The organism is Halopseudomonas sp. 4NH20-0008 (assembly GCF_057548395.1).
Map to the genome: position 1 here is coordinate 242,248 of NZ_BAAJMD010000003.1, position 12,514 is coordinate 254,761.

Genomic DNA, 12,514 nt, shown 5'->3' on the forward strand with positions numbered 1-12,514 from the left:
GGGTCGCACTGTCAATCCATGGGCTGTAAAAGTAAAGAAACTGTAAATCAGGGTGTCTGGGCGGGGATTATTGCAACGGGCTCTGCCACAATCTGCAACAGGCGTCCGCTATCACGCAACGCAGTGATGCTGTTATTGAAACGCGTCAGGATCTGTGATGCCTGAGGATGCTGCCGGGAGATGATCAGATGCAGGCTGCTGTCGGCCAGACTATGGGGCAGAGGGCGAAGCAGGCTATTTTCTTCCTGGCGCATGTACAGCTGAAACGCGACCCCCTCAGCATTACTGATCAAGGCATCCACGCGACCACGTACGAGCATTTCGTGGCATTGATCCATGTTGCGTGGGCGAACCAGGTTGGTTTCCTGGCTGTGCTGGGCGACCCAGCCATTGAGGGCATAGCCTATCGGCAGGCAGATAACGGCATTGCTTAACTCATCCCGCTCCCCGCTCTGCAAGGCACTGCCTTGCAGGACGTAGAAGCGTGATCTGACTTCATACAGCGGCTCAGAGAACAGAAAACCAGCCTCGCGTTCCGGGGTGGTCTGGTACGGGAAAGTGGCATCAAAGGTCAGGGACAGGGTTTCTTCATAGCCGCGTGACCAGGGCTTGAAGGCAATCTCGCTGGTAAGTCCTGCTTCCTGCAGTGCTACATGGACCAGTCGTGCCAGACTGCCGCCATCGGCCAGATCGTTACCGGCAAAGGGGGGGTAGTCCTCACCCGTGACCAATTTGAGATGCTGTGCTTCAACCCCTGCAGCGCAAAGCAGTAGTGCAAATACCAACAGCGCTGATCTGTAACTGGCCACCATGCCATCCTGCTCCTGATTGTGCTGCCGATCATTATAGACAGACTATAGCGCTTTGCCGGTCAATGATGCGCGTTCAGACAATTCAATCCACAAACCATCGGGGTCAATCACAAAGGCAATTCTGGCGGTACTGCCAAGTGTCACCGGTGCACGCCCGGAAATCGCCCCACAGGCGATAGCCTTATTGTAGGCAGTATCGCAATCCTCGACCTGCAGAGTCAGGTAGCGCAGGCCCGCTGCGGCCAGTAGCGTACTTGCGGTAGCGCTGACTGGCTCACCCTGGCGTAGAAAAATCAGCCCCTGGCCACAGGTCAGTACGCCAGGTGACTCAAGCTGCAGTCCCAGCACCTGCTGATAGAAGGCCGTGCTGGCGGCCAGGTCGACTACCTGCAGCTCCACCGCCAGACCTTGTACACCGAGGTAACCCGGCGGCACCCGGCTGATGCGGTTACCGTCCGGGTCCTGCAGTGTCTCGATGCTAACGCAGCCGGGACAGGCAACCAGTACATGCTGGAGAGGGCCCTGGCCAGCCGTTACCAAGGGCTCGCGCGACACATTGACCTTCATCACGGCTGCATCAGCCTGAAAACGGTGTTGCAGTACACCGCCGCCAAGCTTGAGCGTGTGATCAAAAACCAGTCCAACCTGCTCAGTCCAGAACTGCAACTGCTGCTCGGCCTGATTACTGAACAGTCCAACATCGAAGAAGGGTTTGACAAAGGGCATGGGCTGACTCCTGTTGACAGGCCCCTAGCCTAGTCCGCTGGATTGTCAATATACAGCGTTAATCATTCAGCGAATTGCTGACTATTCCAGCCAGCGATATGGCCTCTAAATACCTCTTTTATCCGGTTTAGCGTCGTTAATGTTGTTGCCTAGAGGTAGTGACTACCTGCAGCACGCTGCTTTTTTGGTTAACTTAGTCCGCCTGGTACTCAGGGCGCTGCGCCAACCCAGCTTTCAGGTGATCTACCAGTTGCCGCACCTTGGGTGACAGGTGGCGCTGCTGCGGATAGAGCGCCCAGACCGCAGTGTGTGGTGGTTGATGCTGAGTAAGTATCGCGCGCAAGGCGCCGGAGCGCAGGTGTTCATGTACGTAGTAATCGGGAAGCTGGCACAGGCCGAAGCCGCGCAACGCAGCAGCGAGAACGGCTTGACCGCTGTTGCAGCGCCAGTTGCCGGTTATGCGGATGGGTATTTCGCGGCCGTCCTGTTGAAAGGTCCAGGTGTCGCTACTGCCGATCAGGCAGTTGTGTCTTGGCAGCTCTGACAGGCTGTGCGGTGCACCCTTGCGCTGCAGGTACTCGGGCGCGGCACACAGGTACATGTGCCGCGGTGCCAGCCGTGTGGCAATCAGACTGGAGTCCTGCAGTCGTCCAAGTCGAATGGCAAGGTCATAACTGCCGTGCAGCAGATCCAGGGTCTGATTGGTCAGGATCATCTCGACGCGCAACTGTGGATGTTGCTGCATGAAATCGTTGACTAGCGGCATGACAAAGCTCTCACCATAGGCCACCGCGCAGGTCATGCGCAGCAAGCCTTTGGGTTCGCCGCCGAGATCGGTGATGGCCTGAACTGCCTCGTCGCGGGCGTCGATCAGACGCTGGCAATGTTGCAGGAAAGTCTGACCGGCTTCGGTCAGACTGACACGCCGGGTGCTGCGGTAGAGCAGACGGGTTTGCAGGCGCTCCTCCAGTCGGGCGATTTGTCGGCTGACATGCGATGAGGACAGCTTCAGGCGCAGTGCGGCAGCGCTGAAGTGGCCCAGTTCTGCGACAGCAACAAATTCGTCTATGCCTTCCCATGCGCCCATGATTATCCCCATATGGCAATAATGTTTTGTCTGCTAAGCGATTATCCACGAATGGTGCCTCTACTACACTGGTATCTGTACATTCTTACCCGCTCTGGAGTCATTCATGATCAAGTCCCGCGCTGCTGTTGCCTTTGGCCCTAACCAACCGTTGCAAATCGTCGAAGTGGATGTTGCACCGCCCCAGGCTGGTGAGGTGCTGGTGCGTATCGTTGCCAGTGGCGTCTGCCATACCGATGCCTACACCTTGTCAGGTCAGGACAGTGAAGGTGTATTTCCCTGCATTCTCGGTCACGAGGGCGGTGGTATTGTCGAAGCCGTAGGCGAGGGTGTGACCTCGGTCAAGGTCGGTGATCACGTCATTCCGCTTTATACCGCTGAATGCCGGGTATGCAAATTCTGTACATCGGGCAAGACCAATCTGTGCAGTTCGGTCCGTGCCACCCAGGGCAAGGGTCTTATGCCGGACGGCACCAGTCGTTTCAGTTATCAGGGTGAGCCGGTCTATCACTATATGGGCTGCTCGACCTTTTCTGAATATACCGTGCTGCCGGAGGTGTCGGTGGCAGTGATTCCCAAGGAGGCGCCGCTGGAGAAGGTCTGTCTGTTGGGCTGCGGGGTTACTACGGGGATTGGTGCGGTGCTCAATACCGCCAAGGTCGAGGCCGGTGCCACTGTGGCTATCTTCGGTTTGGGCGGCATCGGGCTGGCGGCGATCATCGGGGCCAAGATGGCGGGTGCCAGTCGCATCATTGCTATCGATATCAACTCGTCCAAGTTTGCCATTGCCGAAGAGCTCGGTGCGACTGATTTCGTCAATCCCAAGGACTACAGCAAGCCGATTCAGGAGGTTGTCGTCGAGATGACCGATGGCGGTGTGGATTACAGTTTCGAGTGCGTCGGCAACGTGCAGTTGATGCGTGCGGCGCTGGAGTGCTGCCACAAGGGCTGGGGTGAGTCGACCATAATCGGCGTGGCGCCGGCCGGTGCCGAGATCACCACGCGGCCCTTCCAATTGGTGACCGGGCGCGTATGGCGCGGTAGTGCCTTTGGTGGTGTGAAAGGACGTACCGAGTTACCCGCCTATGTGGCCAAGGCACAAAGCGGTGAAATCCCCCTGGATACCTTTATCACCCATACCATGGGTCTGGAGCGAATCAACGAGGCCTTTGATCTGATGCACGAGGGTAAAAGCATTCGGACGGTGATTCATTTCTGATAACCAAGCTCCAAGCTTCAAGCTTCAAGCTTCCAGCTCCTGTGAGGATGTTCATGTCTTCTATCGAACTGATTGCCGCCAACAAAAGTCACGGCGGTTGGCACAAGCGTTACCGGCACCGTTCGCAGGTACTGGGATGTGACATGGTGTTTGCCATTTATCTGCCTCCCCAAGCGGATCAGGGCAAGCCGCTGCCGGTGTTGTACTGGTTGTCGGGCCTGACCTGTAATGATGAGAACTTCATGCAGAAGGCCGGGGCGCAGCGGCTGGCGGCTCAGTTGGGTCTGGTCATCGTGGCTCCGGATACCAGTCCGCGCGGTGAGGACGTGCCCGATGACCCTGAATCGGCCTGGGACTTTGGGCTGGGTGCCGGCTTTTACGTCAACGCCACGGAGCAACCCTGGGCTCAGCATTACCGCATGTATGACTATGTTGTCAGTGAACTGCCAGCACTGGTTGAGTCGCACTTCCCGGTGTCGGACCTGCGCTCGATCAGCGGGCACTCCATGGGTGGGCACGGTGCCTTGATTTGTGCCTTGAAAAACCCCGGGCGATATCGCTCGGTGTCGGCCTTTGCGCCCATCAGCAATCCGGTCAACTGCCCCTGGGGGCACAAGGCGCTGGGCAACTATCTGGGGTCGGACCGAACGCTCTGGAAGGCCTGGGATGCCTGTGAGTTGATCGCCGCTGCCGAAGAGCGACTACCGCTGCTGATTGATCAGGGGGAGGATGACAGCTTTCTGTTGGAGCAACTCAAGCCCGATGCACTGGTTCATGCTGCTGCCGGGGTCGATCATCCGTTGACGTTGCGGCGTCAGCCGGGTTACGACCATAGCTACTACTTTATCGCCAGCTTTATCGACGATCATCTGCGCCATCATGCGCAGGCTCTGGGGCTGGCCTGCTAGCGGGCTGACAGAGGCTGCTGCCATGCGTTTTGGCGGTCATGGTTTGGCTGGTGATCGGGTGCGGTGGTGGGGCAAACAGGGTAAGATCATGTCCCGGTTTTGACTCTGTGGGGCAGGCGATGCGTATTGGTCATGGTTACGACGTTCACCGCTTTGGCGCGGGTGATTTTATTACCCTGGGCGGCGTGAAAATCCCCCATCATCATGGGCTGATTGCGCACTCCGACGGCGATGTGCTGCTGCATGCGCTGATCGATGCGCTGCTGGGCGCTGCGGCCCTGGGTGACATCGGTCAGCATTTCCCCGATACCGATGCGCGCTTCAAGGGTGCTGACAGTCGCGTGCTGCTACGTCATGCCATGGCGCTGATAGGCAACAAGGGTTGGCAGGTCGCCAATGTCGACGCCACCATCGTTGCCCAGGCGCCAAAAATGGCCGGTCATATTGCCCAGATGCGTGAGATCATTGCTGCCGATCTGCAGGTCACCCTGGATCAGATCAACGTCAAGGCTACCACTGAAGAAAAGCTTGGCTTTACCGGGCGCGAGGAGGGGATTGCGGTGCATGCCGTTACCCTGCTGTTGCCCCTGTGAGCCTCTCCGAAAACCAGTTGCTTGGACCGTGCGCCTGGGGCGAGCCCTGTGGCCAAGCGTTACTCAAGGCCTCTGCCGAGCATTTCAGGGTGACCGAGGTGCTGGATATTGCCCTCAGTGGTCAGGGTGAACACCTCTGGCTGTTGCTGGAAAAACGCAATCTGAACACCGAGGATGTGGCACGGCAGTTGGCGCGCGCTGCGGGCGTATCGCTGCGCGACGTCAGTTATGCCGGCATCAAGGATCGCAAGGCGGTGACCCAGCAGTGGTTCAGTCTGCAATTGCCCGGCCGCCCCGATCCTGACCTGCAAGGGCTTTGGGGTGAGAACCTGCGTTGTATCGATAGCCAGCGTCACTGTCGCAAACTGCAGCGTGGCGCCCACAGCGCCAACCAGTTTGTTATCCGCCTGACCGCCTTGCACGCCGATACAGACAGGCTTGAAACCCGCCTGCAGCAGATTGCCATGCAGGGCGTACCCAATTATGTAGGTCCGCAACGCTTTGGTCATGGCGGTGGCAATCTTGCCGATGCGCGCAGCTGGGCTCAGCGCGGTGCGCTGCCACCGGCCAGAGGCACCCGTTCGCGGTTGTTGTCGACCGCGCGCAGCTGGTTGTTCAATCGGGTGCTGGCTGCCCGCGTGGCCGATGCCAGTTGGAATCGTGTCCAGGCTGGTGACTGCCTGGCCTTTACCCAGAGCCGCAGCCATTTTTCTGCCGACCGCCTGGCGGTCGATGACCCCCGGGTTGATGCGTTGGATGTCCATCCGACGGGGCCGCTGTGGGGGCAGGGAGTGCTGCCGGTTGACGCCGAAGTGCGTCAGCGTGAGCAGGCTATTGCGGCCCAGGACGCTGAATTATGTCGTTGGCTCGAAAATGCCGGACTGGAACAGGAGCGGCGCATATTACGCCTCCCCATTACCGGGCTGACGTGGCATTATCCTTCGCCTGACTGTCTTGAACTTGAATTTACCTTGCCTATCGGCTGCTATGCCACAACCGTTCTGCGTGAGCTGGTTGACTTGGAGAATGAGCCCGGTGGCGGATTGGAAAGTGAAATCTGATGCGGATTCTGATTGCCAACGATGATGGTGTACTGGCGCCTGGTCTCAAGGCCCTGCATGCGGCCTTGAACGATTATGCCGATTGCGTGGTGGTTGCGCCGCATGAGGACCGCAGTGGCGCCAGCAGCTCGCTGAGCCTGGACAAGCCATTACGCCCCTTTGTGTTGGAAAACGGTTTTATTGGCCTCAATGGCACACCGACTGACTGCGTGCATCTGGGCCTCAATGCGTTGTTTGAAAACAGCGTGGATATGGTGGTCTCCGGCATCAATCAGGGCGCCAATCTGGGTGATGATGTGCTCTACTCCGGTACGGTAGCGGCCGCTCTGGAAGGGCGTTTTCTGGGCAGAACAGCCATGGCCTTTTCCCTGGTTGGCCGGCAGTTGGACAATATGCCGGCCGCCGCCCAGATTGCCCGGCGCATGGTGCAGGCCCACGGTGAGCTGGATTTACCGGCGCGCACGGTGTTGAACATCAATATTCCGAACGTGCCGCTGGAGCAGATCAAAGGCCTGCGACTGACCCGCCTGGGGCATCGTGCACGTGCCGCCAAGCCGGTCAAGTGGGTTGATCCACGGGGCAAGGAAGGCTACTGGATATCGGTCGCCGGTGACGCCGAGGACGGTGGAGAAGGGACCGATTTTCATGCCGTCATGCAGGGCTATGTCTCGGTTACGCCGTTGCGTATCGACAAGACCCACTACGAGGTCTTTGATCACCTGGGTGACTGGCTCGAGGGGCTGCGCTGAATGCCTTTACGTGACGACATAACCCATCAGGGCATTGGCATGACGTCGCAGCGCACGCGTGAGCGTTTGCTGGAACGGCTTTTTGAGGACGGTATTCGCAACCTGCACGTACTTGAAGCCATGCGTCGCACACCGCGCCACCTGTTTGTTGATGAGGCCCTTGCGCACCGTGCCTACGAGGACACGGCGCTACCCATCGGGCATAACCAGACCCTGTCCCAGCCCTATATTGTCGCGCGCATGACTGAACTGCTGCTGGCGGGCGGCCCTTTGGACAAGGTCATGGAGGTGGGTACTGGCTCGGGCTACCAGACGGCGATCCTGGCTCAGGTCGTGGAGCGCATTTTCAGCGTTGAGCGGATCATGCCGCTGCAGGAACGCGCCAAGGCGATTCTCAAGGAAATCAATGTGCGCAATGTGGTATTCAGGCATGCCGATGGCAACTGGGGCTGGCCTCAGTATGGTCCCTATGATGCCATTCTGGTTACGGCTGCGCCGCCTGTTGTGCCCCCGGAGCTATTGAATCAGTTGGCTGATGGTGGTCGGCTGGTGATTCCGGTTGGTGAGCATCAACAGGTTTTGACTCTGGTGCGTCGCCAGGGCGATCAATTTATTCATGAGGCGGTAGAGCCTGTTCGTTTTGTCCCTTTATTGGCAGGAGCCATTCATTCTTGAAAGCACAATTAAAAGGATTTTTTGCCCTTCTGGAAATATTTCTCAAAGGCATGGCCATGGGCGCCGCTGACGTTGTACCAGGCGTGTCGGGGGGGGCCATTGCTTTTATCAGTGGCATTTATGATCGGTTGTTGGCAGCGGTAGCAGCCTGCTCGCCAGAGAAGTTGATATGGCTGCTCAAGGGGCGTTTTCTTGAGGTCTGGCAGGCGATTGACGGGGCCTTTCTGTTTACCTTGCTGGCCGGGATTCTGTTCAGTATTGCCACCCTGGCGCGGTTGATAACCTACCTGCTGGAGGCCCATACGGTATTGCTCTGGTCGTTCTTTTTCGGTCTGATACTGGTCTCGGTGCTGGTTATCGCACGTCAGATTGCCCGTTGGAATCTGTATGTGGTGTTGGCCTTCATGGCGGGTGCAGCCTTTGCCTATCTGATTACCGTGACCGCGCCATTGCAATTGCCGGTGACACCCCTGAGTATTTTTATCGGTGGTTCCATCGCTATTTGCGCGATGATCCTGCCCGGGGTATCAGGCAGCTTCATACTCCTGTTACTTGGTTTATATGCTCCGATTTTGGCCGCGGTTATGCATTTTGATATTGGCTTGCTGGGCTTCTTTGTGCTCGGTTGCATTGTCGGTTTGATGAGCTTTTCACGGCTGCTTTCCTGGTTGTTGGGACATGCCAGAAATATCACCTTGGCTTTCCTGACCGGATTGCTGATTGGGTCGTTGAATAAGGTCTGGCCCTGGAAGCAGACGCAAAGCTGGATTGAGGGTGGTCATGGTGAGCAAATCCCTCTTCTGCAGGTTAACGTCATGCCTGTAGAGTATGAAAGTCTGACGGGTATGGCCTCACAGTGGCAAGCTGGCGTGGCGCTTATGCTGCTGGCCGTGGTATTAGTGTTGGCACTGGAATGGCTGGGACGGCGTTCTACGCGTTGACCGCGGTTACATTCTGTAGTGAAATCCAACAATCATTCTGGCCTTGGGGCAGTATGTGTCTGAACAGCACGTCATCATGAACGGCTTATCGCGGTTAGCTACGCTGGCAATGACCCTTTTGCTGGCTGCCTGCGCCGGACCCTCCGGCCCGGTACCTATTGATGATCGTAGCCGTGGTGGACACCGTCCGCCGGTGACCAGTGCTGCCATGCACACTGTGCAAAGAGGCGAAACGCTGTACCAGATTGCCTTCCGTTATGGCTGGGACTGGAAGGCGCTCGCCGCCGCCAACAACATGCGTGAACCCTATACTATTTTCCCCGGACAGCAAATCAGCTTGCGGGGAGGGCAGGCACAGGCAGTCGCGCAAAGGCAGCCTCAGCCGGCTCCAGTAGCAAGACCTGGATCCTCAGCATCACGCCCCAGTGTGCCTGTTGCCACAGCCCCCCCCGCTGTGCGCCAGCCGCCCGCAGCACAACGACCAGTCACCCCCCGGCCATCGACGCCTGCGCCAGCATTGCCAGCCAATGTGTCAGGGTGGGCCTGGCCTGTGCAGGGACCTCTGATATCGCGCTTTCAGTCAAACGGCAGTTTGAATAAAGGCATTGATATTGCCGGTCAATTGGGACAGCCTGTCAAGGCGGCGGCTCAAGGCGCAGTTGTCTATGCCGGGCGCGGTCTCATTGGCTATGGCGACATGATTATCATCAAGCATGATGATGTTTATCTCAGTGCCTATGGGCATAACAGTCGTCTTTTGGTTAGTGAGGGTGATCAGGTCAGGGCGGGCCAGGTCATTGCAGAAATGGGTAGTAGTGGAACAGATCGGGTCAAGTTACATTTTGAAATACGCCGACGTGGGCAACCAGTTGACCCTCTGACGTATTTGCCGAAGTCTTGATCGGGTTGCAGTAGAAGCGTCGGATGGCAGTAATAGGGAAATATAGCTGTCACATGAACCAGGCAGGAAAGACAAGAGTACGCCGTCTGTCCGACATCCCTGCCTGGCCCGAAGGTTAGCCGGTGATCGATTGCTGTGCCGGACTACCGACTGAACGAATATGGGGCATGTACCAATGGCACTGAATAATAACAATGAGCCACAGCAAGCCAGTGATGACGTAGTTGACTTGCAGGAAATGAACGACAGGGATGAGGAGTGCACCATGGAAGAGGCTTCTGATCGAGGCAGGGCAACGCCACGCACTCACAAACGTGAAAATGCCTTCGAATTTACCAAGCAGTTGGATGCCACTCAGCTGTATCTGAACGAAATCGGCTTTTCTCCCCTGCTAAGCCCTGAGGAAGAAGTGCACTTTGCACGTCTGGCTCAGAAGGGTGATCCAGCAGGTCGCAAGCGCATGATCGAAAGCAACTTGCGCCTGGTGGTCAAGATTGCCCGCCGCTATATCAATCGCGGCCTGACGCTGCTCGATCTGATAGAAGAGGGCAACCTGGGACTGATCCGCGCCGTGGAGAAGTTTGACCCGGAACGCGGCTTCCGCTTTTCGACCTATGCCACCTGGTGGATTCGTCAGACCATCGAGCGGGCCATCATGAATCAGACTCGGACCATCCGTCTGCCCATTCATGTTGTAAAAGAGCTGAATATCTACTTGCGTGCTGCGCGTGAGTTGACTCAGAAACTGGATCATGAACCCTCCCCGGAAGAGATTTCCAAGCTGCTTGACCGCCCGGTGGAAGACGTCAAACGCATGCTCGGTCTGAACGAGCGGGTGGCGTCGGTAGACATGAGCTTCGGGCCTGATTCGGACAAAACCCTGCTCGATACGCTGACTGATGAGCAGAGCACCGATCCCTGTGACCTGCTGCAGGACGACGATCTGAATGCCAGCATTGATAGCTGGCTGTCGGAGTTGACCGAGAAGCAGCGCGAGGTGGTTACTCGTCGTTTTGGTTTGCGCGGGCACGAGAGCAGCACGCTTGAAGAGGTCGGAAAGGAAATTGGCTTGACCCGTGAGCGGGTCAGACAGATCCAGGTTGAAGCTCTGAAGCGACTGCGTGAAATCCTTGAGCAACATGGTCTGACGGGCGAGTCCATCTTTCAGTAGTGTATCCAGCGGCGCCCTGAACAGGACGATGTACCTGACTCAGGGCGCTGCTTTAATTGCTTCACCCTTTCCTGCTTGTCTGTGCCCGCCCTGATACAGTATAAAACCTGCTCCTGCGGCCACTCTTTGTGGCTTGCAATCCTCATATGGAGATGGACTGATGGACCTGACTAATCCGGTAAACCTGGTAGTTCTTGCGGTACTGGCGGTTGCACTTATCTATGCGGTGATGCTGTACAACCAATTGGTCACTATCAAGCATGCGGTGAGTCAGGCTTGGTCAAATATCGATGTACTGTTGCGCCAGCGACACGATGAGTTACCCAAGCTGGTTGAGGCCTGTCGTCGTTATATGCAGCATGAGCAGGAGACTCTGGAAAAGGTCGTGCAGGCCCGTAATGCGGTATCCAATGCCCGCGAGCGCTCGGATGTCAAAGGCCTGGGTCAGGCGGAAACAGCACTGCGCATGGGCCTGGGTCAGTTGTTTGCCGTGGTCGAGAATTACCCTGAGCTGAAAGCCAATGAATCATTCCAGCATCTGCAGGAGCGCATAACCGGCCTGGAGAGTGGTATTGCTGATCGTCGCGAGCTGTATAACGCGGCTGTCAACATCAACAATGTGCGTATCGAGCAGTTCCCCGATGTAATGATTGCCCGGATGTTCAGTTTTCCGAGTGCGGATCTGTTGCAATTCTCTGAAGCAGAAAAAGCTGATGTGGACATGCGCGCCCTGTTCTCATGATCAATGTGCATGATCTGATGTGGCTGTCCCTGCCAGAATATGGGCTTTTTACCGGGATTGCTTCCATCATCACCTTGAGCATGCTGTATATGATGTTCAGCCGTCTGCGTCGCGCCCGCTGGATAGAAGACACGCCTACCTCAAAGATCCGCTCTGCAGCGCAGGGGCTTGTCGAGATCAAAGGGGTGGCTGATGCCGGTGGTCATGCGCCACTGATCTCGCCGCTCGGCGAGGTTGATTGTCTCTGGTATCGCTTCTCCATCGAAGAGTATCGGCGCAGTGGCAAAAGCAGCAATTGGCAGACGGTCGAGAAGGGTGCTTCGGAGCGTCCCTTCCTGTTGCGCGATGATACCGGCAGTTGCTGGATCAACCCGGTTGGCGCGGATGTTCACCCGCGTCAGCGGCGCCGTTGGGAGGGTCGCCAGCGCTGGCCTGCAGGCAAGAGTGCCAGCACCGGCATTCTGGGTATGCTGATCGGCAAGAAATACCGCTATACCGAAGAGTGGTTTGCCGAAGAAGAGATTGTGTATGCGTTGGGCTGGTTCGAGAGCCGTGGAGGCGGGCGCGAGCAGATTGATCAGCAGTCAATAGCCAGGCAGGTTATCAGTCAGTGGAAGTCGGATTTCAGTGACCTGCTGGCCCGTTTTGACCGTAATGCCGATGGCGAGCTGGACATGCAGGAGTGGGCCGAAGTGCGTGCCGCCGCTGACTCTGAAGCAGCACGTCGGGCGCGCATTGCCGGGCAGGCGCCGGTGGTCCACATGTTGGGTAAGCCGCCACATAAGGGCTTGCCCTACATCTTGTCTGATCACCACGAAGAAGACTTGAGTCGTCGCCTTCGCAATAATTCGCGCTGGAGTATGCTCGGTCTGGTGGTTTCAGGTGCCGTCAGTGGCTGGCTGTGGTTAGCCCTGATTACCGGTTGATCA

Annotated in this window: 14 protein-coding genes; 11 read left to right on the forward strand and 3 right to left on the reverse strand. The window is 57.2% G+C overall.

The features are described from left to right. Positions 1–47: 47 nt before the first annotated feature. The 3 genes from AC27HQ_RS04870 to AC27HQ_RS04880 form a co-directional block, all read right to left on the reverse strand. Positions 48–812: a substrate-binding periplasmic protein gene (locus AC27HQ_RS04870; RefSeq protein ID WP_487154904.1), complete on the reverse strand. Its 765-nt coding sequence runs from the start codon at positions 810–812 to the stop codon at positions 48–50. Positions 813–854: 42 nt separating this feature from the next. Beyond that, the gene (locus tag AC27HQ_RS04875; protein WP_487154905.1) at positions 855–1,538 is read right to left on the reverse strand and encodes a VOC family protein; all 684 of its coding nucleotides are present in this window, start codon (positions 1,536–1,538) and stop codon (positions 855–857) included. Positions 1,539–1,731: 193 nt separating this feature from the next. Beyond that, complete coding sequence (locus tag AC27HQ_RS04880; protein ID WP_487154906.1) at positions 1,732–2,625, reverse strand: LysR substrate-binding domain-containing protein; 894 nt, start codon at positions 2,623–2,625, stop codon at positions 1,732–1,734. Positions 2,626–2,731: 106 nt separating this feature from the next. On the opposite strand from AC27HQ_RS04880, the gene AC27HQ_RS04885 reads away from it, so the two are divergent. The 11 genes from AC27HQ_RS04885 to AC27HQ_RS04935 all read left to right on the forward strand — a co-directional run bounded on the left by AC27HQ_RS04885 (position 2,732) and on the right by AC27HQ_RS04935 (position 12,511). Next, a complete protein-coding gene (locus AC27HQ_RS04885; RefSeq protein WP_487154908.1) occupies positions 2,732–3,844 on the forward strand; it encodes an S-(hydroxymethyl)glutathione dehydrogenase/class III alcohol dehydrogenase in 1,113 nt (370 codons plus the stop codon). 53 nt (positions 3,845–3,897) lie between these two features. Beyond that, positions 3,898–4,752 carry an S-formylglutathione hydrolase gene (fghA, locus tag AC27HQ_RS04890; protein ID WP_487154909.1) on the forward strand — a complete coding sequence of 285 codons (855 nt, stop codon included), beginning with the start codon at positions 3,898–3,900 and terminating at the stop codon, positions 4,750–4,752. 119 nt (positions 4,753–4,871) lie between these two features. Beyond that, positions 4,872–5,345 (forward strand): 2-C-methyl-D-erythritol 2,4-cyclodiphosphate synthase, encoded by a 474-nt coding sequence (gene ispF / locus AC27HQ_RS04895; RefSeq protein WP_487154911.1) that lies wholly within the window; start codon positions 4,872–4,874, stop codon positions 5,343–5,345. Continuing rightward, on the forward strand, positions 5,342–6,406 hold the full coding sequence (truD, locus tag AC27HQ_RS04900) for a tRNA pseudouridine(13) synthase TruD (RefSeq protein ID WP_487154913.1): 1,065 nt from the start codon (positions 5,342–5,344) through the stop codon (positions 6,404–6,406). Before ispF ends, truD begins: the two co-directional genes overlap by 4 nt. Beyond that, entirely contained in the window at positions 6,406–7,155 is a 750-nt protein-coding gene (surE, locus tag AC27HQ_RS04905; protein ID WP_487154915.1) for a 5'/3'-nucleotidase SurE, read from the forward strand. The genes truD and surE overlap by 1 nt, the downstream gene beginning before the upstream one ends. Then, on the forward strand, positions 7,156–7,830 hold the full coding sequence (locus AC27HQ_RS04910; protein ID WP_487154917.1) for a protein-L-isoaspartate(D-aspartate) O-methyltransferase: 675 nt from the start codon (positions 7,156–7,158) through the stop codon (positions 7,828–7,830). Continuing rightward, positions 7,827–8,771, forward strand: a complete 945-nt coding sequence (locus tag AC27HQ_RS04915; RefSeq protein WP_487154919.1) for a polyprenyl-phosphate transporter — start codon at positions 7,827–7,829, stop codon at positions 8,769–8,771. Before AC27HQ_RS04910 ends, AC27HQ_RS04915 begins: the two co-directional genes overlap by 4 nt. A gap of 76 nt (positions 8,772–8,847) precedes the next feature. Beyond that, positions 8,848–9,672, forward strand: a complete 825-nt coding sequence (locus AC27HQ_RS04920) for a peptidoglycan DD-metalloendopeptidase family protein (protein WP_487155017.1) — start codon at positions 8,848–8,850, stop codon at positions 9,670–9,672. Positions 9,673–9,847: 175 nt separating this feature from the next. Continuing rightward, the gene (gene rpoS / locus AC27HQ_RS04925) at positions 9,848–10,843 is read left to right on the forward strand and encodes an RNA polymerase sigma factor RpoS (protein ID WP_487154921.1); all 996 of its coding nucleotides are present in this window, start codon (positions 9,848–9,850) and stop codon (positions 10,841–10,843) included. Between the two features lie 160 nt (positions 10,844–11,003). Beyond that, positions 11,004–11,585: a LemA family protein gene (locus AC27HQ_RS04930; protein WP_487154922.1), complete on the forward strand. Its 582-nt coding sequence runs from the start codon at positions 11,004–11,006 to the stop codon at positions 11,583–11,585. Next, on the forward strand, positions 11,582–12,511 hold the full coding sequence (locus AC27HQ_RS04935; RefSeq protein ID WP_487154924.1) for a GIDE domain-containing protein: 930 nt from the start codon (positions 11,582–11,584) through the stop codon (positions 12,509–12,511). Before AC27HQ_RS04930 ends, AC27HQ_RS04935 begins: the two co-directional genes overlap by 4 nt. The last annotated feature ends 3 nt before the right edge of the window (positions 12,512–12,514 follow it).